Origin of the sequence: Botrimarina colliarenosi (genome assembly GCF_007859955.1) — a bacterium.
In the GTDB taxonomy this organism is placed as follows: domain Bacteria; phylum Planctomycetota; class Planctomycetia; order Pirellulales; family Lacipirellulaceae; genus Botrimarina; species Botrimarina colliarenosi.
In genome coordinates, this window is the sequence record NZ_SJPR01000002.1 from 433,339 (window position 1) to 458,050 (window position 24,712).

The following is a 24,712-nucleotide window of genomic DNA, read 5'->3' on the forward strand; positions in this document are numbered from 1 at the left end:
GACGTCGATGCTTTAACGTCGATCGTGACGGGTCCGCACAGTCAGGAAGGCAAACGCGATCAACGCGACTGACGACGGCTCCGGGACCCGGAGCATCAACCCGAACGCCTCGACCCCGTGGGCGGCGACAAAGTCCGACTTGAAGATGAGGAAGTCCCGGTAATCGTTGTCGCCGTCACCGTCGAGGTCGCCGGCGAGGAACCGACCGGCGGGCGTCATCCCGCTGAGGTCGGCGTAAGTATGGGCGGCGAAGATCAGCCAGTCGGCGCGGGTGATTTCGCCATCCATGTCCAGGTCGCTGGTGACGCCGATCGGCTGTAACGACTCGACCGCGATGAGCCGCACGTCGTCGAAGAATGTCTCGGCGCCGGCCGAACTGAGGCGGATTTCCAGCGGCAGCCCGACGAGCACGTCGCCGGCCTCAACCCGGTAGATCCGGCTAGCGTCGGTCCAGGCGCCCTCGATCGGGTTGGAGAACGCCTCGGTGAGCGGCGTAAGCTCGACGCCCCCCGCCAACAGTGAAAAGTCGTAGTCGGGCAGAACACGATCCACGCGGTGACCGATCGCCACTTCCAGTACGTAGAACGTCTCTGCGGCGAGCGTCTCGGCCAACTGCTGGCCCACCTCGATGTCGAGGGCGAACATCGCCTGGTCCCCCTCGGGCACCTGCTCGTTGAAGTGCCAGGTGTCGGGGACGATCGTCCCGCCGACCCAGCCGCCGGGGTCGCGGGTGACGGTCCAGCCGTCGAAGACGCGGTCGGTGTGGGCGTCGGGGACGCCGCCGAGGTCGTTGTCTTCGAAGCCGGGGTTCTGGACCTCGACCATCCGGCTATCCACCGACCGCAGCACGTCGTCCCGCAGCCGGTAGTGCTGGTACATCTCGATCTCACTCGACAGGTACGCCGTGCCGTCGCGGCGGTAGAGGTCGTGGAACCACAGCGATGGTTCGGTGGTGTCGGTCTGCGGCGGCGATCCCCATGGCCACTGCGTCTGCTGGTCGCCGTTGACGAGGCCCCAGTTGTAGGCGGCGACTCCCCGGTCCATCAGCTCGGGGAGGATGTCGGGGAGGGTGCTGCCGTAGGTCCGCGCCATCCACTCGGTAAGAAAGACGGGGCGTTTTGTTCGATCGGCGACGGCGGCGACTTCGCGTATCGTCGCCTCGGGACCGGCGTAGATGTGGAACGAGACGACATCCGACTCGGCCAGGGAGGCGGTGTCGGCGGCGGTCCCCCACATGTCGAACGAGATCGGCTGGACCGGGTTCACTTCACGGGCCCATTCGGCGGTCGCGTGGATGAGCTGGTTCGTGCTGTCGAGCGACTGCCCGCCGTTGACGGGTTCGTTGTACGCGTTCCACATCAGGACGCGATCGTCCGTGGCGTAGGCGCCGACGATGTCCTGGACGTAGTCACGTGATCCCGAGCCGGGCGACGGATCGGTCGGCGGAAGCGTCCAGTTGCCGGGGTTCTCGTGGACCGCCAGACCGCCGGTGCCCGTCCACTGGGAGTTGTGCATCCCCGGGACGGGGTCGGCCTGCTCGCCCAGGTAGGGCTGCCGCGTCGGCACGTCGGGGTTCGTCGTGAAGTTCACGTCGTCCCAGAAGATGAACGACGGGCGGATTCCCCGCGCGTCGGCTGCCGTGACGAATTGATCGAGACGGTCCATGAACCCGGCCCGGTCGTCGCGCCAGACCTCGTAGCTCAGCGTCACCCGCAGGGTGTTGAAACCGGTCTGCTGGGCGATGTCGAGTTCGTTCTCGATCGCCGCCATGTCGAAGGTGTTGGCGCCGGGCGTGCCGGCGTCCGCCTGCCACATCTCGGTCGGGGTAGCGGCATAGGTCATCACGTAGTTGGCGCCGAACAAGCGGGGCTGATCGCTGTACCACGACCACGCCTCGGCCTCGGTCCAGCGGTCGCGTGCCGGGCAGGTCGTCACCGACGCAAAAAAAAGCACGCCGAGGGCCAGCTGCCCCACCAATCGCATCGCCTGCCGCATAGAACGGTTGCCTCAGGAAGCCGAAACGCTTCCGCCGAGAAGAGAACGATAAAAAGGCGCGGAATCCCCGCTATCTTTAGATGGCGGATTGTGCCGACTTCCTTAATCGCAAACTGGGCCTTAATCGTAAACTGGGCAAGCCGTCGATTTTTTGCCGGGGGTTGCCACAACCCGCCGCCTGGCGCCCGCCCCCAGCTCCCCGCCTACTCGAACTTCGTCTTCAGTAGATGGGGCCGCTCGTCGGCCACCAGCACCACCAGTTCGCCGAACAGGGTGTTGGCCCAGGCGAACCAGTCACGCGTGTAGTCCGAGGGATCGTCCTTATTAAACGCCTCATGCATGAGTCCCGTACCGGCGTGGGTCGCCCGGAGCATCCGTAGGCACTGAAGGATTTCGTCGTCGGACGTGCTGGTCATCGCCCGGAGGATGATGCCCATCGGCCAGATGCGTGCGGGGCCCGAATGCGGGCTCGCCTGCCCTTCGGCGGCAGTCCCGCGGAAGTAGTACGGATTGTTCTCGCTCAAGAGGAACTTCCGCGTCCGCAGGTAGAGCGGGTCGCCCTTCCGGTGCACCCCCAAGTAAGCCAGCGACATTAGGCTCGGCACGTTGGCGTCGTCCCAGTGGGCGCGGTTGCCAAAGCCGTCGACCTCGTAGGCGTAGATCTTGCCGAAGTCGAGGTGCTCGACCACCGCGTACTCGTCGATCGCCGCCTGCACCTCGTCGGCGAAGGCGGCGCACTCGGCGGCGAACGCCTCGTCGCCAACTACGTCGCGGAAGATGGTCTCGAGCTGCCGGAGCGACCGCACGGCGAATAGGTTCGACGGGACCAGGAACGGGTAGAGCGTGCTGTCGTCGCTGGGTCGGAACGCCGACGCGATCAGCCCGACCGGCTTCACCGGACGCCCAATGCCGTTGAACAGCGGGGCGTCGATCATTTGGTTGGTCTTCCGCGTGAAGCGGTAGGGAGTGCCGTCCTTGCGCTGCTCGGTTCGGAACGTTTGCACGATCGAACGCGCCGCCTTGGTCCAGTCGGAGTCGAAGATCGACTTTTCACCGGTGAGCCGGTAGTACTCGTTCGCAAGCCGCACCGTGTAGCAAAGGGAATCGATCTCCCACTTCCGTTCGTGCACGCCGTCGATAGGGGCCGGGCGGTCGCTGGCCCACTCCGACTCCTTGGTGAGGTCTTTGTAGAACGCGTTGGCGTACGGGTCGAGCAGCACGCACTTGGTCTGCCGCCGCACGAGGCCCTCGACCAGCTTGCGGAGCGCCTCATCCTCGTTCACATAACGCAGGTAAGGCCAGACCTGTGCGGTCGAGTCCCGCAGCCACATCGCGTCGATGTCGCCGGTGATGACGAACGTGTCCGGCTTTCCGTACAGCACCTCGTAGTCGACCGTCGTGTCGAGCGTGTTCGGGTAGCAGTTCTCGAACATCCACGCCAACTCTGGGTCGGCGATGATAGGCTTCACGGTAGCGATCGTCTGCTCGACCGACTCGCTCGTGAAACACCGCTCATCGACCGGGGGCCGCTTCGACTGAAAATCGGCGGCCATGGCGGAGATCGACGTCAGGGTAGCGAGCGCGCCGGCGAGAATTCTATTCGTCATGTTGTTATTCTAGGGAAGCGTAGCGAGAAATCGTGAAGCCCAAGGAATCTAGGCTTCGCCGAGCGTTTGCAAGGCGAGTGCATAGGCGCCGAGCGCGACCGCCTCGTTGGCGCCGAGATGCGAGAGGGCGATGGCCGATCGCGGCTGGCGCGGCGCTCGTTTGGTGTCGGGACTGGAGGGATCGGGCGAATAGAAGGCGGCCGACTCGACCTCTGACTCAAGGTTGTAGACGCACTGCACCAGTCGACGCTGCGAACCGGGTCGGTCTGAGAACGACCCGCCGAGGACCTTCAAGATCGCCGGCATAAAGAGTGAATGGGCTTGAGAGAGCCCGCCGCCGATAACGACGACGCCGTCGAGGACCGTGATCAAGGTGGCGATCGCATCGCCCAGGGCGCGGCCGAGCTGGACATAAGCTTCGCGAGCTGCGGCGGCGTCTCCCTCGAGCTCTCCTTTCGCTATCCGGGCGATGTCGTGTGGCGTGCGACTTCCGGCGAGGAGATCGCTCGTGGCCGTCGTGGCGTAGGCGGCCGTAATGGCGCGGATGCTGATCCCCTCTTCGGCGTTAACCTCGGGTCGAAAACCATGCCGTAGCAGCCAGACCTCGCCCGACAGGCCGTTGTCGCCCCGCAGCAGTTGCCCGTCGACGACAATGCCGCCGCCGAATCCGGTGCCGAGTGTGAGCCCAATCAGATTCCGATAGCGGCGGTCGCTGCCGCACTCTTCCAGTCGGCGGTTGATGTCCGGGAGGCGGCCGAACGCCGCCTCGCCGAGGGCAAAGAGATCACCGTCGTTGTTGATCAGCACCGGGACGCCAAAGCGTTCGCTTAGCAAGTCGCCCAGCGGGACGCCATCGGCGTAGGCGGGGAGGTTCCCCATATTGTAGATGACGCCGCCCGCGTAGTCGGCCGGCCCGGGAAAGGCGAAGCTGATTGCCGCCACCTGGCCACCCGCCCCGGCCGCGACGCGCTCGAATCCCGTGTACAGATTCGCGAGGCTCTTCTTGAGGTTGTTCGCCTCCGATGGCAGCACATACGGACCCGACACCCGTTTGCCTCCGCGTAGCGCGGCGAACGAGAAATTGGTGCCGCCCGCGTCGAGTGTCAGCACGAGCGGCTTGTCGGCAGCGGCGCTGCTCATGCGACCGCTCCCTTGGCGGCGATCCGCCGCTGGCTCCACCAGCCGTACCAAGCGATGTAGACGTAGCTGACAATCGGCACGAAGAACGCGGCGCGGATGCCATAGTCGTCGGCCACCTTCCCCATCAGCAGCGGGAAGAGGGCGCCGCCGACGATCATCATCACCAGCAGCGAGGAGCCCTGCGACGTGTGTTCGCCGAGGTCATCGATCGCCAGCGTGAAGATGTTCGACCACATGATCGAGTTGAACAGTCCGGCGCCGAGCGCCGCCCAGAGAGCGACGCTGCCCGTCGCGACGCCGGAAACCACCAGCAGGGCGACGATCGCCACACCGAAGATCGCCAGGATGGTTCCGGGCTTTCCTCTCCCCAGAGCGAACGCGCCGAGGCACGCCACGATGAGAACCGAAAACGGGATCAGCTCCACGGGCTTCAAGAACTCCATCTGCAGCTGGCCGTCCTCAAATCGCACCGCGGTGGCGACGTAGATCAGCCCCAAGAGCGCCGCGGCGGTCAAGGCCATGTAGACCGGCTTCTTCTGCGGGGCGATCGTCGTCGACATCGCGGTAGCGCCGCACAGGCGTCCGATCATCGCCCCGCCCCAGTAGTAGGCGAGGTAAAGACTCGCGACCCCCTCGGGCCACCCCATCACGCTTTCGTGCGCCATGAAGCTCACGAGATAGCTGCCGATGGCCACCTCGGCGCCGACGTAGAGGAAGATCGCCGCCATGCCGAAACGGAGCTGTGGGAACGCCAACGCGTTGCCAGACTCGGCGACCGCTCCGCCGCCGATCGCCGGCAGCTTGCTGAAAGCGATTACAATGGCGAGCGCCAAGAACATGCCGGCGTAGATCAGGTAAGGCGCCTTGATCGCGTCGAGCGTGACCTCGCCGCCCGTCGCGAAGATCTTATAGAGGAGCAGCCCCCCGGCGACCGGCGCTAGGGTAGTACCCAACGAGTTGAAGCCCTGCGCCAGGTTGAGCCGCGCCGACGCGTTCGCCGGGGGGCCGAGCACCGCGGCATAAGGGTTGGCGGCAATCTGCAGGATCGTCACCCCCGTCGCCAGCAGAAACAGGGCGCCGAGGAAGAAGGGGTACGACACCGCTCCGGCGGCGGGGGCGAACAGGGCGCAGCCAGCCGCACAGACGACGAGCGAGAAGACGATGGTGCGCTGGTAGCCCACCCGGTTGATCGGGTCGCCGCTAGACACCGAGATAAAGAAGTAGATCAACGAGACAACGAAAAACGCCCCGAAGAAAGCGAACTGCACCAGCCCCGACTGAAAGTAGGTGAGATCGAAGCTCTGCTTCAAGAAGGGAATCAGCACGTCGTTCATGCACGTGATGAATCCCCAGAAGAAGAACAGCAGCGTCACGGTCGCGAACGCCCCGGCGTTCGACCCGGTGGGAGTCGAGGACGTGGCGGCGGGACGGGTTTCGATGGCTCCTGCCATGGAGTTTCCTAAAGACGAGTTAGCTTTGCGGGTACGGTCGGGGGCAGCAGCCTACATCACGGCGTCCAATCGCCGAACGGGCGGTCATCTGGAGCGACGGCCCACTCGCGGTTGGGCTCGTCTTGCATCTTGAGCGTCATCACGCCGCCGCCGGCGATCTCGCTGTGTTGGATCCACGAACGGCTGATGGCCGCGCCGTCCACCGCGACCGAACCGACGTGCATTGCCGTGTCCGAGACGCCGTCGGCCTCGATGACGAAGTCTTCGCCATTCTGGAGGCGGATGGTCGCCTTGGCGAACCGCGGGCTGCCGATCGCGTAGCCCGGCTTGCCGGGACAGACGGGATAGAAGCCGAGCGTGCTAAACAGGTACCACGCCGACATCTGGCCGTTGTCCTCGTCGCCACAGTAGCCATCGGGGCCGGGGCCGTAGAGCGTGTCGACGACCTGGCGGACCGGAGCGGCCGTCTTCCACGGCGCGCCGGCGAAGTTGTACAGGTACAGCACGTGGTGCACCGGCTGGTTGCCGTGGGCGTACTGGCCCATGTGACAGGCGACCATCTCCGTCATCTCGTGGATCACGCCGCCGTAATGGCCGACGCCATAGGTCGGCTCGGCGGCGAGCATCGCGTCGAGCTTCGCGATAAAAGCGTCGTCGCCCCCCATCAGGTCGATCAGTCCGGGCAGGTCGTGCAAGACGCTCCAGCTGTAATGCCAGGAACTCCCCTCGGTGAAGGGGCCGCCCCACTCGTCGGGCTTAAAGTCGGGCCGCCACGACCCGTCCGCCTGCCGACCCCGCATGAAGTCGACCTCGGGATCGAAGACGTTACGGTAGTTCTGGGCCCGCTTGAGAAGTTGCGGGATCGCGTCGACTCGGCCGGCGTGCTCGCACACCTGCGCGACGCACCAGTCGTCGTAAGCGAACTCGAGAGTTCGCGCGGTCGCTTCACCGGTCTTGTCCGAGGCTGCGTAACCCAGCTTCAGGTACTCGGCCAGGCCCTTGCGGCCATACGCCCCGTTGTCGGATAGCGCCGTGGCGTCCTTTAGCGACGCCTCGGCGGCGAGTTCGACGTCGAAGTCGTCGATTCCCTTACAAAGCGCGTCGGCAATGACGCTCTCAACGTGGGTGCCGATCATGCAGTCGCGGTAGCCGGGGCTCGCCCACTTGGGGAACCAACCCCCTTCGCGGTAGGCGTTGAGCCAGCCACGGACCATCGACGCGTTGATCTCCGGATCAATGATCGACAGCAACGGGTAGACGGCCCGGAACGTGTCCCAGAAGCCGTTGTCGGCGTACATCTCGCCCGGCTCGACCCGGCCCGAGTAGGGGCTGTAATGGACCAGCTCGCCGGCGGCGTTCTCCTCGTGGAAGATGCGGGGGAACAGCAGCGCGCGGTAGAGGTTGGAGTAGAACGTCACGCGCTGGTCGTCCGTGGCGCCCTCGATCTCAATGACGCCGAGCCGCTCGTTCCAGACGGCCTTGTTCGCTGCGACAACCTCATCGAACGGCTTGTCGCCGATCTCGCGGTCCACGTTCAGCCCGGCCTGTTCGTGATCGATGAACGACGTGCCGATCCGCGCCTCGACTACGCCCGACGCGGGCGGCGCGAACTCGATTGCCACCCAGTGCTTGTCGGGCGACCGGTTCACCGACTTGATCGGGGCGTTGAATCCCGCAACGAACCGGCACCCGAAGTCGGCGGCGACCCCGCCGTTGTTGGCGCGGGCGGTCCCTTCTAGCGCTTTCTTTGACTCATCGATTTCAAAGTCGCCGGGGCCGTAGGCGTCGAAATGAAGCCAGGCCCGTTCGCCTTTGGGGAACGTGAACCGCATCACCGACGACCGAGTGGTCGCCGTCATTTCGGCGCGGACGCCCGAGTCTTGCAGCGAGACGGCGTAGTAGTGCGGCTTCGATTCTTCGTCGTCATGCGAGAAGGCCGACGACGGGAGTTCACTTGTCGACTCGCCGACAAACGGCATGACGCCGAAGTTGCCATAGTCGCCCATCCAAGGGCTCGGCTGGTGGGTCGCCTGCAGGCCCCGTAACCGGCGCGCGCCGTACTGGTAGATCCAGCCCGACGCCTCACCGGTGCGGGGCGTCCAGAAGGTCATGCCGAACGGCGCGGCGACCGCCGGGTAGATGTTTCCGTGCGAGAAGCCGCGCGTCGAGTCGGTCCCGATCAGCGGGCTCACCAAGTCGGCGTAGTCGGCCGACGGCTTGGCGATGAGCGGGCTGGCGGCGAGAAGCAGCAGAAAGAGCGGGGCGAGTCGATTCGTCATGCAGGTCATTCTTCCGACTTGTCGGCTTGGTAGTTCTTGAACTCGGCGGAGCGGGAAAGCGAGAAGGGCCGGTCTTCGTCGGCCACGCCACGCTTGCGGTTGGGCTCGGGACCCATGTTGAGTACTAGGTATCCGCCACTCGTTATCTCGAGGTGTCGCAGGAAATTGCGAGAAAGTGGCTCGCCGTTCAGATCGGCCGACTGGATGTAGCGATTCTCGGACGACACGCCCGGGGCCTCGATGACGAACGGCTCGCCACCCTCGTTGGCGATCGTCGCCTTCGGGAAAAGCGGCGTCCCGAGGACGTACTCGTCCGTCCCGGGGCAAACGCTGTAGAAGCCCAGGGCGCTGAGGACGTACCAGGCGGAAGTCTGCCCTTGGTCCTCGTCGCCCGGGTAGCCGTTCTCGGTAGCGTTGTAGAGACGGTCCATGATCTCTCGCACCCAGAACTGTGTTTTCCAGGGCTGGCCCGCGTAGCAGTAGAGATACGGCATGTGCTGGATCGGTTGATTGCCGTGGGCGTACTGTCCCATCTCGGCGATCTTCATTTCCGTCATCTCGTGGATCGGGGCGCCGTAAGAGCCGACATGGAATTCGTTCGTCGCGGTAAAGACCGCGTCGAGCTTTTCCACAAACGCCTCGTCGCCGCCGAAAAGGTCGATAAGCCCGGCAATGTCGTGCATCACCGACCACGCCCAATGCCACGCGCAACCCTCGGTGTAGGGTCCACCCCATTCGATCGGGTCAAAGCCGGGAGTCCAATCACCACTGCGTTGTCGGCCTCGCATGAAGCCGGTTTCGGGATCGTAGACATTCCGATAGTTAAATACCGTTTGCAGGTAAAAGCGTTTCTCTTTTTCCTGAGAATTTTCCCGAGCCAACGTGTAGCCGCAGAAATCGTCGTACGCGTACTCCAGCGTTTTGGCGGTCGCCTCGCGTACGTCGGGCGACGGGACATACCCGAGCTCGTAGTAAGCCTCGTGGCCATCCCGGCCGTTGGCGGGCCCCCACGGCCCCTTGTTGGTCGCCTCGTGGCGGTAGGCCTCTAGCGCCTTCGCCGGGTCGAAGGTCCGGATTCCCTTGAACCAGCCATCCGCGAGCAGCGAGATCGCGTGGTTGCCGATCATGCTCCCCTGTTCGCCCGGGAACGACCAAGAGGGTAGCCAGCCGCACTGGTCGTAGGCGTCGAGAAGCGACGCCAGGTAGCGCCCATGCTGGGTCGGGATCAACAGGGTATGCAGCGGCATTTGGCCGCGGAACGTGTCCCAAAAGCCAGTATCCGTGAACAGATAGCCGTCATGCAAACCACCGTCGTAGGGACTGCGGTAGCGAGGCGCCCCGTTCTCGCCGATCTCGTAGAAACGATGCGGGAACAGGCTCGCGCGGTACAGGCAGGAGTAAAACGTGGCGGTTTGATCGTCACTTCCCCCCTCGACGGCCGCCTTGCTGAGCAGGGCGTCCCACGTCTGCTTGGCGAGGTCGGCGACCTGCTCGAGTTCTTCAACACCGCCCAGCTCACGCTGGAGTGTCGCCACGGCCTGCGCGGCGTCGATGTACGAAGACGCAACCTTCGCTTGCACGACCGACCCCGGCGCGAATCGCAAAACAGCGCCGCCGCCACGCCCCTCGTGGTGCGACTTGGCCCACGCGACCGTCTCTGAATCGCGGTCCCAAACGCCGTCCGCCGTGAACGGTTGGTCAAACTCGATCACGTAGTCGTTACGAAGGCCGTGCGGCAGGCGGCCGTTACGGACCCAGCCCACCACACGCCGCCCTGCCGCATCGACTTCCACCCCGCAACGCCCTGTGTACCCGTCGAGTACGAGGTGCGCCTCCCCTTCGGCCGGAAAGGTGAACCGCAGCATCGCCCCACGCTCGGTCGGCGCCATCTCGACAATCACGCCGCTCGCCAGTTTGACCCGATAGTAGTGCGGGCGCGCGACCTCATCCTCGTGCCGGAACTTCGTCGCCCTTGCCCCTTCGTTGACAACCGCTTTACCGACGACCGGCATCAGTGAAAAAACGCAGTAGTCGTTCGACCAGGAGCTGCACTGGTGCGACTGCTGAAAGCCGCGGATTGTGTCTTTGAAGTACTGGTACTTCCAACCATCGCCGTTGGCGCCGGTCTGCGGCGTCCACATGTGCATCCCGAACGGCATCGCCGTCGCCGGGAAGGTGTTGCCGCGTGTCAACTCGAAGCGAGAGTTCGTCCCCTGCAACGTGTTGACGTATTCGGCCGGAGATTGATGCGATTCCCCGCGCAGCTCAGCGTGCCCGACGCCAAGAAAGGCCACCACGGCGAGGGCCACCGCAACGGAGCGGCCAACCTTCCGAGGAAAGCAAGCAATCGTGACTTTGTGGTCTCTCATAGCGATAGCAATGGGGCGGCCGCCTTGGCGTGCTTTCGTGGAAAGAACAAAACCGTTAGCCAACCCAATAGCGTCAGCGACGTCGGTTCAGGGACCCGAAGGATCTGGGCGAAGGCGGCGGCGCCATGAGCTTCGATGAACGTCTCTTTGAAGTAGAGGAAGTCGTCGTAGTCGTTCGCGCCATCGTCGTTAAAATCGCCGTGCAAATAACGCCCGGTCTTGGTGAATCCCGTCAAGTCCGAGTGTGTAAGCGACGCGAACAGCAACCAGTCGGCACGGTCGAGCATCCCGTCGCGATTCAAGTCGGCCGCGACCCCCGACTCGATCGCGTAGTCCTCACGAGAAACCAAGACGTCAACGTAACTCCCCGTGCTGTCGGATCCCAGTCCCAGAACGCTGAACTCAAACCACTCGGGCAGCACTTCCCAAGGACGAGCGGGGGCGGGCGGATTGTGACTGAGGAAGTCGTCGCCATCGCCGGTGGAGGCGTAGAAGCTAACGCCGAAGTCGATTTCGCGGATCGAATCGCCCACTTCGAGCTCGCGCTCCAGATTATTGCGGTCGGCGCCCCCCTCGGGGTCTAAATCGATCAACGAGTCGCCAAGGTAGAGCTGAATGCCGTCGCGGCCGGCACGGTACTCGAGGGTGACTTCTTGCGTCGTTGACGTGAACTGCCCGCTCTGAAGGTCGAACCGCTCCGCTTCTCTCGTATAGGTCAGCCCATAGAGCGAACTGGCGTCGTACGTGTCGGTGACGCCGTAGATGTCGAGTCGAGAGTTGTAGACGGTCTGAAGTTCATCGTGGGCGTAGATGCGGTAGGTCCCTTCGCCGACCTGGTTGAGATCGGGCGCTTGTGCCGGGGTGAGCCACTGGAGGTTGGTCAACTTCTCATGGACATTGAAATGGCCATGGCTAATGTTCCCCATCACATCAAAGGGGTTGCCATACTCGTCGTTGTGGACGCCGAAGGGGACGCCGTGCTCGGCGCCAGCAGCGGCCGAGTACTCCTCGTAACGGCCGGTGTCGAAATCGTAGTAATACGGCGTGTAGTTGCTGTCGTTAACCGCCCTCAACGCCCCCGCGTGCGGGACGCCAATGCGGTGGCCAAGCTCGTGGTCCATAACAATCTGCCCCCAGTCGGAGCTGATATCCGCCTGAACCGCAAAGTTGTTACTGGGGATCCACGCCAATCCTGACCAGCCCTGATCCGGGTCGGGTTTTGTCCCAGAGACATCAAAGATGTTGGCGTGGAAGTCTTCGGGTTCGATGCCGTAAGTCGACCGGACATAGTTCTCCGCGTCGGCGATCCAATCGCCAATCCGCGTCCCATCGGCATTCAGGGCGAGCGGCACATCGACGATCTGCGTGTACCGCAGGTCGTAGAAGCCCCCCGAATTCGCGGCGTAAAACTGTCGGGTGACTTCGGAACTCGCCTGGATCTGAGCGATCTGGCCGGCGCTGAGAGGCGCTGCGTTAATGTCGCGGATGACGAAGTAGACGCCCTCGTAGAGCCCCTTGCTCGTCGACAGGTCTTGTCGGGGGAACGTCGCCGCTCCCGCCGCCAACATCGCCGACACAGCGACGATAGCAACGGGCGAGAGGCGCCTTGCCGTCTGAGAGGCCGATGTGATGAAAGCGGAGAATCGGATCACGGTACTCAGTTAAAAGAAGAGCCGCTCCCTCCACCGCAGGTACGTTGCGGTGGAGGGAGTCGGCCCAGACACCTAGCGTCGCCGGACCGCGGTGGCTGCCGCCGCGGCCGTCGCCATGAGAACGAAGGACGTGGGCTCAGGGACCCAAAGGAGTTCCGAAACCGACAGCGCGGAATCGCTGATTCGGACCTCGTCGAGGTAGCCCCAGGCGCGATCGCCGTGGCCGCCGTTGTACATGCCGCGGCCGACGGTCCAGTTGCCTGCGGTCCAGTCGCCGCCGGCGCCGTTCGGGGTCGCCATCGCCGTGTTCGTGCTGCCGCTTGCGGTCAGGTCGGTCTGCGCGATGAGCTGGTACCCCGTCCCCTGCGTGGCGTTGGCCAGGTAGAGCGACAGGGTATTGCCGTCGCTCACGCCGGCGGCGTGGTACCAGTCCCCTTCCGCTGTGTTCGGGAACGCGAACGTGTTGATAATCCCGTCCTGAGAGACCGCTTCGTGGAAGAACCCCTCCTGGTCGGCGAACTTGACGGCCAGGTTGTTGCCGGGTTGCGCGATCAGGTAGAAGGCGGCGAGCTCTCGGTTGGTCGTGGCGACGTCCGTCGAGTCACGGCCGATGATCGTGCGGTAGCCGCCGTTCTCTAGTCGAAAGGAGACCTCAACCGTGAACTGGGCCGGTGTGATCGAGCCGATGCCGGTCGGGCCCGTGAACATGCCGGGGGCGCCGTCCGTGTTCTGCACGCTCAGGTTGTTCGCCGCCCCGGTCGCCGCGACCGTGCCGGCCGCAACGTCGGACCGGTAGGCGTAACCGCAACAGCCGCCCGTGACCCACGCCGAGAGATCGTTGCCGTTGCCCGACACGTCGGGGATGTCCGCTGAGTAAGTGTTGCCGTCAATCGCGATGTGCTGGACATCGGTGTCGGCGGGGCCGTCCTCAAACCGCCAGTAAGCGACCGTGCTTGCGTGGCCTGCCGTCGCGCATAGGATCGCGGCGGCACCCAAAACTTGGGCGAAAACGAGGCGTCTCATGAGCAATCTCCAAGGTGCAGAAAAGAAGGGAAAAGAGAGGAGAGAAAACACAGCCAACCGGAACCCTGCTCCGGACGAAGGGGTCGGTCTACGCGTCGACTGTGACCGTCACCGCGGTCACCGAGGCGGGCGGGAACTGCCATTCGCCGTTCGTCGCCAACGTCTTGGCCGTCGCTTGCATCACTTGATCGCTGTTGAGCTGGGAGACCTCGACCATCGGGTCGTCAACGATGACTTGGGCGCTGGCTGACGTTATCGTCGCGCCACCGATGATCGCGCGCGCCGACAGCGTGTGGTCGCGGTCGGTGTTAACGACGTTGACGAAAACGCGGTTGCCGGTGCGGCTGGCGACGACGTCGAGTCCGGCGGGTGTGTCCTGTACCTCGACGGCATGGCGACCCAGGTGGCGCCGGTAGAGCCGCATGACACGGGCGACCGGCATCAAGTAAGCGCGGCCTTCGCCGCGGGGAGTCGGTATCATGACCGCGTTGACCTGCCAACGGTTCCCACAGAAGTCCGCCGCCGTGGCGATCCGAAGCACGTCAGAGTGACGTTGATGGTTGTTGAGGATCCGTGCATACGAGACACCCGCGGCCCAGGTCGACAACACGTCGCAGCGGTCGCGTCCCGGCAAGGCGAAGTGATGCTCGGTCATCGCCAACGCGATGTCGCGGCCGCCGAGGCTGTCGCGGACCTCGCGGATTTTCCGGTCGTTGCTCTCCCACGCCGACATCAGTTGGCGCCACGTTGCGTCGGGGTCGCGGCGGTAGCGTTCTCCCTCCAGGACCGGGTTCTCGGACGAGTCGGGATTGAACATCTGGTGGAAGGCGAGCATCTGCAGGTGCTCGCCGGCGGCGTCCGCCATACGTGGCGCCCAACCGCTGTCGCCCCATCCGATCAGCGAGATCGACGGGTCGCGTTCACGCATCGCCTTCGCAAACTCAACGGTCTTCCTCGCGGCGGTGTCGAAGTCGAAGCCTTGGTTGTCGTACGAGGTCTCATTGCCAATCTGCCAATAGCGGATCGGCAGGGAGGACCGCATTCCCAAGGCGTGGCGTTCTGCGTTGTCGGGATCGTTGCAGAACGAGACCCAATCGGCGGCTTCGCGGGCGTCGCCGACGCGCGACTTACCGCCCGCGGTCATAAAGCGTCGACGCCCGTCGGACTCGAAATTGACGCACATCAGCGGGTCGGCGCCGACCCGTGTGCAGAAGTCATAGAACTCGACCGTACCGATTTGATTCGACTCGATCCCGCCCCACTGCAGATTCTGCATTGGAGGCCGCGATTCACGGGGCCCGACCCCCTCGCGCCAACGGTAGAAATCAGTGTAGATGCCACCCCAACGGAGCATCGTGGGACCCAAGTCACGGGTCGCCTCGACGACATCCTCACGCCAGTCGTTCCTGGAATGATCCCAAGCCGCCTCGACGGAGCTGTCCGTGACGCCTAACGGCTCCATAAACTGCATGTAGAGATGCGGTGAGATCGCGTGCCGTGGCGTCGGATCGATCGACAGCAGCGGCGCCGTCCCCCGCTTCGCCGAAGCGGCGGCCGCATGCGTCGCCGCCACGCCGGCACACGCCGCGCCGGCGATCCCCCGGAGGGCATCGCGTCGTGAGATCGTGCTTGTCGCGTTGGTGTGCGTCATTAAGAGTAACCGTCTTACTTCGTTGCGCTGCTGGTGGTGGCGAAGCGCGCCCTCTCTGCGCGGGGGAACTCGACCTCCGCCAATCCAACATCAATGAATTGCCCGCCGGTCGAGTTGCGACAATGGACGGCCAACGTGTTTCCGGTGGGACGAAGCGCCGCGAGCGCCTCGTCGCGGATCGTCACCGCCTCGTAACGGGTCGTGTAGCCGGTGAGCGTCGCCGCCAGGACGCCGTTGAGATAGATCTCCGCCTGCTCATCGTGATGAACGACGAGCCTGAGCGGCCGTTCACTGCGTCCGGGCAGATCAAAGTGGCGACGGACCCAGATGTCGCGGGACTCCCAATTGACGCCAATCTTAGCGCCGGGGGTCCCCTTTGCGCCGAATCCTGACTTCCCTTCCTTCCACGACTTGTCATCGAAGCTCGACGACTGCCATCCGTCCATCGGTTTGGTGGTCGTGTACCGGCATGTTGACGGTTTGGAATCCGCTGTAGCGACTAGCTCGTGAAGGACCGGGGCAGGGGGGAGGGTTGCGTAGTCCTCGGCCTGCGTCTGATCACGCTTCGACCACTTCGACCAGACATCGCTATCGCACAGCATCCGCATAAAGACACCGCCGACGACCGGACGCGCTGTGAAACCAACCTTGGTCGCATTCTCGGTGCGGTACCAATCGGTCATCGGCGACCGATCGGGGGTTTCGCGTAGGAAGTCGACCACCGGCGCCAAGAGGGCGCGGAAGTCTTCGTCGTCACCGGTTAGGCAAGCCGTCCACAGAACCCAGTCGAGCTTCGTATACGCGTGGCGACTATCGAGTGGCAGCCCATATCGATTTTGCAGCGACCGGTAGTGACGCATCTCCTTCTCGAAGACCTCTTCGGAGAAGAGGTCGAGATTCAGCACCCGGTCCCAGACCAAGTTGTACTTTTGGCTCCAGGTGCCAGGGCGATCAAACGTCAGCCGATAGTGGTCGCCGTCGTCGGCTTCCTTGATCCAACGGGCGGCGAACTCCTTCGCGACCGTGCGGTACTCCCGGGCTTGGGCGTCGTCGCCACGCATCTCGCAGAGCTTGGCGTACGCGCCGAGTCCGCAGATTGCTTTGGCCGAGAGATTGACGTTGTGAGCAAGATGTCCGCCAAAGTCGTCGGTGCAGAGTTGGTTGTCGGGGTCGAAGCCTTCTTCGCGAAGGTACTCGGCCCACTGCTGCAGCTTGGGCCAGTACTTCTCGGAGAACCCGACGTCCCCTTCGATCTGCGCCACAGCCGCCATCAGCAGCAGCATGTTGCCGCTCTCTTCGACCGGCATCTGGTTTTCCTCGCTGCGCTCACCGCCGCCGTACACCTGGCCGTTCGCCTTGGGGTAAGTCCCCAGGTCGTGCGGAGCGAACGGGAACTTCCAGCGGTTGCTCGACGCGTACTCCATGAACGGGACGAGGAACGACTTCGCCATCGACGGCCCGAACAGGAAAAACTGCGGCGCCATCGGATAGAACACGTCGGACGTCCCGATGCATCCGTTGGAGTGGTTCTCTTTGCAGAACTGGAGCGGCTGCCCGTTCTCGTCGGCGACAAACTTACCCGCGGCGAGGCATTGGCGATAAGCGAGCGAGCCGAGGATCGCGTAGTCCTCGCCGCCCGCCTCGCGGAGGTCGCCGGTCAGTTCGCGATCAAACGCGTCGCATCGCTTCAGTAAAGCGGCGTAGTCGCGGCTTGCTTCGCGAAGGAGGCCCTCCGCGTCGAGGCCGTTGCGGCGCCAGTAGGGTCGCAGTTGCTTCTGCATGAACTCGATCGAGTACTCGTCGTCGTAAGCCAAGACGACATAGCGGCTGACCGCGGTCTTGCCGACCGAACCGAGTTCAAAGGTAATCGCGGCGCCTAAATCACCCGCGGCGTCGGGCCCCGCTTGCTCAACGGCCGTTGCCCGCGAAGCGTCGGATGCTTCCCGCATCGCTCCGAAGCCGCCGACCTCCGCCCGCGGCTTGGCGTCGCGGGGCGCCGCGATGTAGAAGTAGCCCCAGTCGATCCGCAAGTCGTCTCCCTGCTTCTGCAGGACGGCTTGATCGACCGAGCCAATCTTGACAACGGCGAGTCCGTCCAACGATTCGACCGAAGCGGTCGCCTGCTGCTCGGGCCGATCGACACAGATCTCGGCAGACGCGTCGATGCGGAGCGTCACGTCGTGCGATTCGCCGTCGCTAGAGGCCACGTCACACGTCACATAAGTGATCGGCCTCGACAGCAAGTCAATGTCCTCCGGCAACGCGGGCGTGGTGAAGCGCAACGTGACCTGCACGCCGGCGCCTGCGAAGTGATAGATCGACTGGGTCGGCGTCACCTCTTGGTCGGTTTGCGACAGAGCCGGCAACGCCTCGGGAGTCGCTCCCATCAAGCGGTAGGTCTCACCATCGATACGCAACTGGGCGCCGAGGCGGTGTTGCTTGCCGGTCCAGTGCGTCGTCTCGGCGTCCGTTAGCGCGCGGCCCGTCGACCAGATGCTGAAGTACGGATCACACGCCACCAGCGGCGTCGCAGGCGGAGTGAAGCGACTCGTGTCGGCGTTGCAATCGATAACGGCCGAGAGAACGCCGGCAGCGGCGAGAACGGCGATCGAGACGCATTTCATCTGAGAACGAAGCATAGACCTAGGTAGGATTATCTAACGGAAACAAAAGCCGGCCGCAGCCGGTCAAGAGACGGTTACTTCTGGAATTACAATGACCGGCGTAGGCGGCCTTTGGTGGTCAGCGCCACAGCGCCGCCGATCGCCAGCAACAACCCCGAGCCCGGCTCGGGCACACCGATCAACATGGCGAACGCCTCCACACCGTGGAGGGCGACGTACGTGGCCTTAAACGCTTGAAAGTCGAAGTAATCGCTGACGCCGTCGCCGTTGAGGTCTCCGCCCGCATAGGCCTGAGCGCCGCTCATGCCGCTCAGGTCGGAGTGCAGATGACCGGCGAGGAGGACGAAGTCGGCCCGATCGATATCGCCATCGAAATCGAGGTCGCCATTCTCGAAGGCAACGCCGCCGTTCCCGACGTACGAGATCTGAGCGTCAACGAGCGTCCCGTCGCCGAGAACGACCGTGGCCGTGAGGTCCTCGACCGGCGAGCGTAACCAGCCCCCCGCGGACGAGTAAGCCAGTTCACTCACCGCCGCTAGCTGTCCCGCGTCTCCGCTGGTGCTCTCCGACAGGAGAAAGCTCGTCGACGACGAGAGCGTCCAAGCGTCGTTGTCATCGACGGATTGGTCGCCATTGAAGTCGTACGTCCCGGCAATGGGCGTGATTTCGGATGGCGACAACGATCCGAACGCCGACGAGATAGCGACCGACTGAATCGCTGTCGCCGAGGCGCTGCTGTTGAGCAACGTGATCGCACCGGTGTCGCGATCAACGATGAGTTCGAGGGCGTCCTCAGGGGTTACTGAAATCCGGAAGATCTCCCCCTCCCCACCAGCAGGAAAGAACGAGTTGCCGAATTTGACGATGTAAAGATTGCCGGCGTTGTCTTCGCCGAATGACGTAATGTTCTGCAGCGCGGCGCCCCCTTCGACAAGATTCTCGAAGTCGATGTCGTGACGTTGGAGATCCGTGAAGTTGTCGCCGTCGTAGTCGCCAACCGACGTCGACGTGTCGAACACACCGGAATAGATCACCTGGGACGTGAAGTCGGCGAAGAAGTAGCGTCCTTGCAGCTCGGTGACCGGGCCACGATAGACGTAGCCGCCGGTGATGGAGCCGCCATTGAGGGCGCTGGCGTGGTCGAGCTCGATGCCGCTGTTATGGGCGTATTCGAAGACCGGATTGATATCGCCCGGCGATCCCGGCCCGCCCGCGTTGTTGGCGATCGTGGCGATCGTGCCTTCCCGGTCTGTCCAGCCGAAATTGAGCACCGAGGCGGAAGGGTTATCGAAGTGACTGCCGGGGATGAAGTCGACTTCTTCGACGGCGTTGAATCCGACGTCGCCGATGTAGAAGTCGCCGGTCTGCCGGTCGAAGCTCGTACGGTAAGGATTCCTCAGCCCCATCGCGACAAGATCGACATCGGGGTGCGACGCGCCACCGGCAGGCGTCGAGAAATCGCCCGTCAGGTCGAACTTGAGGAGTTTGCCAAAGGGCGAATTGGGGTCTTCGATCAACGACGGATTGAAGGCGCCGGAGTTGGCCTGCGTGCCGCCATCGCCACCGGTCACAAACAACTCGTCGTTATCGCCGCCGGGGCGGAACTGGGCTTGGTTGAGCGTGTGGAAGACGTTCTGTAAGTTCTGGTACTCGTAGAGCCGGCGCTGTAGTTGGGGCGTCCCCCCCGTGACCTGCCATTCATCAAGGCCGTTCGTACCGTTCACGTTCGATACGGTGTAGAAGAGCCCATTCGTCTGGTAGTCGGGATGAAAGGTCATCGACAAGAGACCCCCGTCCGAGACGACGGTCCCCGACAGATCGAGAAAAGTCGACCGCGTCTTGGTCAGTTGGTCGTACGAACTGATACGACCGAGCGTGTTGCCATTGTCGGTCCGTTCGACAATGAAGAGGTGGTTGTAGTCGCCGGGCGCCTGCGTCATAAACGTCGGCTGGTTGAGGCCGGTGACGACGCGCTCGACCGTGTAGTCGGCGTGCACCACCCCGGCTCCCAGCATCGCTGCGAGGCCTAGCGCCGACCGGATCGCTTGAAAGGCTGTCATCGGAATAATTCGCCTGTTCAGTGGTGTCACTTCAATTGGTTGCTCGATGCGCAGACCGCCAGCCCGTGTCGCGCGGGCACAGAGTCCCGCGACGACCGACCGGACGATGTCGCCACCGCCGTGCCGTCGACGCGTCGGCACGTCTGCCGCTGGGCTACCGGGGTGGCTTGAGGTCGAAATTCATGGTCTGGGCGCCGGCGACAATCTCGACTTCCTGCCCGTTGCCAACCGCGTCGGGTGGGATCGTCTCGACGGCCCGGACCGACTTGTTTGACGTTGGTTGTTCAGCGGGAAGTGATTTCGCCGAGAAACTGACCAAGTGCTTCCCAAGCGACACCTTTTCAATCTGGTAAGAGCCGTCGCGGATGACGCCCCCCGCCGGCGAGCCGCCGCCACCTACCGGAACAACAGAGATCGTTCCTTTCTCGACCGGGTTACCGTCGTAGGTCACCTGGCCGCTGACGGACGGCGTTCCCTCGCCACAGCCCAGCAGAACAGTGACAAGGGCGAGGATTCCCACTTGGCTTTGATTCCGCGTCATGTCGAGGTGTCGTTGTGATTGGAAAAAAATGAGGCATCCGCATCGCTAATTGCTTGATAGCGATGCGGACGCCTCTTCTAGGCCCCTCGTTCCCGCGGAGCGCCAGACAATCCAGTCCACCCCATCCTGGACAAAGCTCGTTGAGCCGTCGGCCATCGTCACATTCACGCCGCCCGGGTGACGGCTGCGGGCCGCTGCGTAGGTGCGATTGTTGCCGGCCGCCAAGGCGCCGGGAGCGGTCGTACCAGCTTGTTCGCAGATGTTCGGCGGATACGCCGGGTCGTTGAACTGATAGGGACAGTGGCTGTCGATCTGATCGGGCATGGACGAGTTGGGGGTCGTCGCCGTCGAGAACAGCGCGCCTCCCATGTTGCCGTACACCGTTTCGCCGAGCGAACCTCCCCAGGTTTCTTGGTCGTTCGTGACCGGGACAATTCCCTCGGAGACAAGCACTGTCCGGGAAGTTCCGTCGGAGATCTGAGCGATCCGAGTTTGGACGGTTCTCTCAGAGAACGTTATGTCGCCGCTGGAGCTATCGACGCCCTGGTTGTGCTTCACATAGCAAATGCCCGGGCCGAAAGGGCTGAGATCAACGCCGGCCGAAGGCCTAAATACCCGGAAGACGACGTCGGTCAGCCTTTCGCCGTAGAGGTCACCGTTGCCGGTGCAAGCGCGGTAATTACCGCGGTAGAAGCCGAACGCGTCCGAGTTCAGTTCGTTCGGTTCCGGAGACGAATCGCTTGGGCAGTAGTACGCCTGAACAAGGCTCTCGCGCGCCATTCGGATCCGTGGATCGTTCGACAAAGCCGTGTAGTTGCTGACCCCGCCGGTGCGGATGGGCGTCTCCAGGAGCGTCCAGTAGTTGTCGTAGACCGCCTGCTCCTCCAACTGGGGCAGAATCAGCTGCGTCCAGGTGTAGGCGTCCCAGAGGTCGTACTTGCGGGCGTAGGGAAAGTGTCCATGCGACGACTCGTAGTTGAGGCACGCGAGCCCCAACTGCCGCAAGTTATTGACGCATCCGTTCCGCCGCGCCGCCTCTCTCGCCGCCTGGACGGCGGGCAAGAGTAGCGCCACGAGGATCCCGATGATGGCGATCACGACCAGGAGCTCCACGAGCGTAAAGCCCCTATCGTTCGCCGAACGACGTATCCGTGTTGGTTCGATTGTCATCAGGATTTCCTAGCAACCGGAGTAAGAAACAATTCTTTCACCACGTCATCTCAAGCAACGCGACGGCGGAGAAGGACCAAAGCGCCGCAGGCGAGCGCCGCGAGGGACGCCGGCTCGGGAACCGTGGTCGCCGCCCCGACATAGTTCACGCCCCCAACGAAGAGGCCCGACCCGGGGCGTCCGTAGCTGAACGAAAGGTCTTGGGCGCCGACGCCCGTATTGAAGCCCGCGCCAAGCGAGATCGAGGCGCCCGGGGCCAGCGTCGTGCCGGCGGCGTCGAGCAGCAATTCCGAGAGAATGCTGGCGTCCGAACCACCCGCCTCGGTCCAGCCGTAACCGGCGCCGGCGTCGGCGCCGTAGTTCTCGGCCCACACGTCGTAGTCAGCCGGCGCGAACGTTGTGCCGAGCCCGTCGCGGTAGACCGTGTAGTCGGCCGCGTCGACCTGTCCGTCGGCGTTGTAGTCGCCAGGCGGATGAACCTCGACCCCCTGGTCGGCGAGGCTGCTCCAGCCCGACTTCGAGAGTGAACCCGAGTCGCTGGTGATCTCGTAATAGTCGAGCGTAACGGAGTTGGTGGACGTGTTCCTTAGCGTGACCTGACCCGTCGCGGCATTGACGTCAATGGAAAGGTTCTGACCCGACCCGAAGTGCAACAGGTCGTTGACTCCCAAGGCGGAATCGCTGATTCGGACCTCGTCGAGGTAGCCCCAGGCGCGATCGCCGTGGCCGCCGTTGTACATGCCGCGGCCGACGGTCCAGTTGCCCGCGGTCCAGTCGCCGCCGGAGCCGTTCGGGGTCGCCATCGCCGTGTTCGTGCTGCCGCTAGCGGTCAGGTCGGTCTGCGCGATGAGCTGGTACCCCGTCCCCTGCGTGGCGTTGGCCAGGTAGAGCGACAGGGTGGCGCCATCGCTCACGCCGGCGGCGTGGTACCAATCACCTTCCGCTGTGTTCGGGAACGCGAACGTGTTGATAATCCCGTCCTGAGAGACCGCTTCATGGAAGAACCCTTCCTGGTCGGCGAACTTGACGGCCAGGTTGTTGCCCGGCTGCGCGATCAGGTAGAAGGCGGCGAGCTCTCGGTTGGTCGTGGCGACGTCCGTCGAGTCACGGCCGATGATCGTGCGGTAGCCGCCGTTCTCAAGCCGGAACGACGTCTCGACCGTGAACTGGGCCGGTGTGATCGAACCGATGCCGGTCGGGCCCGTGAACATGCCGGGGGCGCCGTCCGTGTTCTGCACGCTCAGGTTGTTCACGGCCCCGGTCGCCGCAATCGTGCCGGTCGCGACGTCGTCGCGGTACCCGTAGCCGCAACAACCGCCGGTGACCCAAGTCGAGAGGTGATTGCCGTTGCCCGACACGTCGAGGATGTCGGCCGAGTAGGTGTTGGCGTCGACCGCGATGTGGTTCACGTCTTCACCAGCGACGCCGTCCTCGAAGCGCCAGTAGGCGACCGTATTACCCAGCGTGGGAACAGCGCTGGCCGCGACAACCATGGCGACGCCAGCCAAGGCGTAGCGTGTCGCCGCCGATCGAGTTCGTTGCAAGTTCATCGGTAGTATCTCCGCGATGCGAGAAAGTATTAGGTTCCGAGAAAAGACAGGGGATCAGCGACGCCGGGCGGCCAATCCCAACAGACCGCTGACAAGCAGCAGCGCGGAGGTGGGCTCAGGGACACTGGCCGAGACGAGGGAGGCGAAAGCCGCCGCGCCATTGGCGGCGATGAAGTCCGCCTTAAAGAGGCGGAAGTCGGTGTAGTCGTTGTCGCCATCGCCATCGATGTCGCCGCTCTTGTAACGCTCGTAGGCCGTCATGCCGGTGAGGTCTGACTGCGAAGCAGCGGCGAAGGCGGAGAAATCGTCCGCGTCGATGTCGCCGTCGGCGTCGAGGTCGCTGTTAGCGAACCCTTCGTCGTTATTGCCGACATAAATCACCTCGCCGGTGAGGTTGGCGCCACCGCCGACGACGGTGAAGTTGAAGACGAGGTCTTCGAAGGGCGAAGCGTTCCAGGCGTCGCCGATCGACTGGCTGCTGGCGGCCGAGATGGGGCCGCCGTCGCCCGTCGTCCCCTCGGCGATCAACTCTTCCGTTGTGGAGGTGGCGGTCCAGGTCCCGTTCGTGTCGAAGTTGCCTGTGTCGATCGATTGCCACGCGATGGGGTCGAGCGATCCCGACGGCGAGGAAACCGAGTAGTTAAGCAGGCTTAGTTGCTGCGAGTTGTCGTTCATCACCGTAATCTCACCGGTGTCGCGGTTGACGATGAGCTGGGGAACGGAAAGCTCCCCCGCAACCGGGCCTGCGGCGAAGTTCGCGGCGACTTCAGTGGCGTCGAGCGCGTGGCTGTAGACGCTGAACTCGTTGTAACTTCCGTCGAAGAGAGGATCGCCCCATTGGGCGCGGCCGAGCCAGTTGTTGACGTCTTCGAAGAAAGTCAGGTCGATCTGGCCTTCGTCTTCCACCGGTCCACTGGAAATAAGCGAACCATTGAGAAAGAGCGAGAGCGTGCCATTGGTGCCGGCGGTCGTATCGAACTGATCGACCGAAACGACGATGTGGTGCTCGACGCCAATCGACAAGTCTCCCGCTGGGTTCACGACGAAGTCTTCTTGCCCGGTACTGGAGTGGGTGGAAACGGCAAACTTGTTGGTCTCTTCCGGAGTCGGTCGCCCGCCGGTCCTAGGCACGACGATGAGGTAGTCCGTCATCGACCCCGACCCCGAGACATCTTCCCCGCCATTGCTGACGCCGAAATCCGCCATCCGAGCCCAATCGCGGTTCTCTTGTACGGTCGCCCAGAGTTCGATGCTGAACTGGTAGTACTCGCCGTTATTGGCGGCAGAGCTGATCAGCCCGTTCGGGAGATCGACATACGCTCCAACCGTCGTCGGCAGCGAGAAGTTTTGATTCGAACCGGCGCCGTTATTGTTGGTCAGACGAATCTGCCCGCCCGAGTAGAAGGCGATTCCCGACGGGTCGACGAGCGTACCGTTTTGGCCACTGACGATGTCGGTAGCCGACCCGTCATTGAAGGTGTAGCGGTTCGTCAGCTCCGCCTGGGAGGCGGGCGCCATACACAGGGCGGCCACAACCAACGAGGCGAACAACGAGCCGTGTCTGACGTAGGAATAGCGTTGCATTCGGGCCCTCCTTACG

General features: G+C 63.6%; 15 protein-coding genes. All 15 read right to left on the reverse strand.

The window, feature by feature from the left end; translation table 11 throughout:
• Nucleotides 1-12: 12 nt before the first annotated feature.
• The 15 genes from Pla108_RS09690 to Pla108_RS09760 all read right to left on the reverse strand — a co-directional run bounded on the left by Pla108_RS09690 (nt 13) and on the right by Pla108_RS09760 (nt 24,696).
• Complete coding sequence (locus tag Pla108_RS09690; protein ID WP_146444729.1) at nt 13-1,995, reverse strand: cellulase family glycosylhydrolase; 1,983 nt, start codon at nt 1,993-1,995, stop codon at nt 13-15.
• Between the two features lie 203 nt (nt 1,996-2,198).
• Complete coding sequence (locus tag Pla108_RS09695; RefSeq protein WP_146444730.1) at nt 2,199-3,602, reverse strand: glycoside hydrolase family 125 protein; 1,404 nt, start codon at nt 3,600-3,602, stop codon at nt 2,199-2,201.
• 48 nt (nt 3,603-3,650) lie between these two features.
• Nucleotides 3,651-4,742 carry an ROK family protein gene (locus Pla108_RS09700; protein WP_146444731.1) on the reverse strand — a complete coding sequence of 364 codons (1,092 nt, stop codon included), beginning with the start codon at nt 4,740-4,742 and terminating at the stop codon, nt 3,651-3,653.
• Nucleotides 4,739-6,193 carry a sugar MFS transporter gene (locus Pla108_RS09705; protein ID WP_231934408.1) on the reverse strand — a complete coding sequence of 485 codons (1,455 nt, stop codon included), beginning with the start codon at nt 6,191-6,193 and terminating at the stop codon, nt 4,739-4,741. Before Pla108_RS09705 ends, Pla108_RS09700 begins: the two co-directional genes overlap by 4 nt.
• A 56-nt stretch (nt 6,194-6,249) precedes the next feature.
• Nucleotides 6,250-8,472: a GH92 family glycosyl hydrolase gene (locus Pla108_RS09710; protein ID WP_197526443.1), complete on the reverse strand. Its 2,223-nt coding sequence runs from the start codon at nt 8,470-8,472 to the stop codon at nt 6,250-6,252.
• Nucleotides 8,473-8,477: 5 nt separating this feature from the next.
• Nucleotides 8,478-10,841: a GH92 family glycosyl hydrolase gene (locus tag Pla108_RS09715; protein ID WP_146444733.1), complete on the reverse strand. Its 2,364-nt coding sequence runs from the start codon at nt 10,839-10,841 to the stop codon at nt 8,478-8,480.
• Nucleotides 10,838-12,493, reverse strand: coding sequence for a hypothetical protein (locus tag Pla108_RS09720; RefSeq protein ID WP_146444734.1), 1,656 nt, complete (start codon nt 12,491-12,493; stop codon nt 10,838-10,840). Before Pla108_RS09720 ends, Pla108_RS09715 begins: the two co-directional genes overlap by 4 nt.
• Nucleotides 12,494-12,565: 72 nt before the next feature.
• The gene (locus Pla108_RS09725; protein ID WP_146444735.1) at nt 12,566-13,516 is read right to left on the reverse strand and encodes a PEP-CTERM sorting domain-containing protein; all 951 of its coding nucleotides are present in this window, start codon (nt 13,514-13,516) and stop codon (nt 12,566-12,568) included.
• 88 nt (nt 13,517-13,604) lie between these two features.
• On the reverse strand, nt 13,605-15,167 hold the full coding sequence (locus Pla108_RS09730) for an alpha-L-arabinofuranosidase C-terminal domain-containing protein (RefSeq protein WP_146444736.1): 1,563 nt from the start codon (nt 15,165-15,167) through the stop codon (nt 13,605-13,607).
• Between the two features lie 14 nt (nt 15,168-15,181).
• Nucleotides 15,182-17,806, reverse strand: coding sequence for a glutaminase family protein (locus Pla108_RS09735; RefSeq protein ID WP_146444737.1), 2,625 nt, complete (start codon nt 17,804-17,806; stop codon nt 15,182-15,184).
• Between the two features lie 71 nt (nt 17,807-17,877).
• Nucleotides 17,878-19,851: a PQQ-dependent sugar dehydrogenase gene (locus Pla108_RS09740; RefSeq protein WP_146444738.1), complete on the reverse strand. Its 1,974-nt coding sequence runs from the start codon at nt 19,849-19,851 to the stop codon at nt 17,878-17,880.
• 154 nt (nt 19,852-20,005) lie between these two features.
• On the reverse strand, nt 20,006-20,392 hold the full coding sequence (locus Pla108_RS09745; protein WP_146444739.1) for a hypothetical protein: 387 nt from the start codon (nt 20,390-20,392) through the stop codon (nt 20,006-20,008).
• A 45-nt stretch (nt 20,393-20,437) separates the two neighbouring features.
• Complete coding sequence (locus Pla108_RS09750) at nt 20,438-21,562, reverse strand: DUF1559 domain-containing protein (protein WP_146444740.1); 1,125 nt, start codon at nt 21,560-21,562, stop codon at nt 20,438-20,440.
• Between the two features lie 50 nt (nt 21,563-21,612).
• Complete coding sequence (locus Pla108_RS09755) at nt 21,613-23,112, reverse strand: LamG domain-containing protein (protein WP_146444741.1); 1,500 nt, start codon at nt 23,110-23,112, stop codon at nt 21,613-21,615.
• A 54-nt stretch (nt 23,113-23,166) separates the two neighbouring features.
• Entirely contained in the window at nt 23,167-24,696 is a 1,530-nt protein-coding gene (locus tag Pla108_RS09760) for a LamG domain-containing protein (protein ID WP_146445101.1), read from the reverse strand.
• Between the last annotated feature and the right edge of the window lie 16 nt (nt 24,697-24,712).

What these genes read in the sequence shown, in the direction of transcription:
- Pla108_RS09735 (WP_146444737.1), bottom strand. Translation starts at nt 17,806, where the DNA reads ATGCTTCGTTCTCAGATGAAATGCGTCTCGATCGCCGTTCTCGCCGCT.
- Pla108_RS09695 (WP_146444730.1), bottom strand. Translation starts at nt 3,602, where the DNA reads ATGACGAATAGAATTCTCGCCGGCGCGCTCGCTACCCTGACGTCGATC.
- Pla108_RS09705 (WP_231934408.1), bottom strand. Translation starts at nt 6,193, where the DNA reads ATGGCAGGAGCCATCGAAACCCGTCCCGCCGCCACGTCCTCGACTCCC.
- Pla108_RS09710 (WP_197526443.1), bottom strand. Translation starts at nt 8,472, where the DNA reads ATGACGAATCGACTCGCCCCGCTCTTTCTGCTGCTTCTCGCCGCCAGC.
- Pla108_RS09700 (WP_146444731.1), bottom strand. Translation starts at nt 4,742, where the DNA reads ATGAGCAGCGCCGCTGCCGACAAGCCGCTCGTGCTGACACTCGACGCG.
- Pla108_RS09715 (WP_146444733.1), bottom strand. Translation starts at nt 10,841, where the DNA reads ATGAGAGACCACAAAGTCACGATTGCTTGCTTTCCTCGGAAGGTTGGC.
- Pla108_RS09750 (WP_146444740.1), bottom strand. Translation starts at nt 21,562, where the DNA reads ATGACAATCGAACCAACACGGATACGTCGTTCGGCGAACGATAGGGGC.
- Pla108_RS09760 (WP_146445101.1), bottom strand. Translation starts at nt 24,696, where the DNA reads ATGCAACGCTATTCCTACGTCAGACACGGCTCGTTGTTCGCCTCGTTG.
- Pla108_RS09730 (WP_146444736.1), bottom strand. Translation starts at nt 15,167, where the DNA reads ATGACGCACACCAACGCGACAAGCACGATCTCACGACGCGATGCCCTC.
- Pla108_RS09690 (WP_146444729.1), bottom strand. Translation starts at nt 1,995, where the DNA reads ATGCGGCAGGCGATGCGATTGGTGGGGCAGCTGGCCCTCGGCGTGCTT.
- Pla108_RS09745 (WP_146444739.1), bottom strand. Translation starts at nt 20,392, where the DNA reads ATGACGCGGAATCAAAGCCAAGTGGGAATCCTCGCCCTTGTCACTGTT.
- Pla108_RS09740 (WP_146444738.1), bottom strand. Translation starts at nt 19,851, where the DNA reads ATGACAGCCTTTCAAGCGATCCGGTCGGCGCTAGGCCTCGCAGCGATG.
- Pla108_RS09725 (WP_146444735.1), bottom strand. Translation starts at nt 13,516, where the DNA reads ATGAGACGCCTCGTTTTCGCCCAAGTTTTGGGTGCCGCCGCGATCCTA.
- Pla108_RS09755 (WP_146444741.1), bottom strand. Translation starts at nt 23,112, where the DNA reads ATGAACTTGCAACGAACTCGATCGGCGGCGACACGCTACGCCTTGGCT.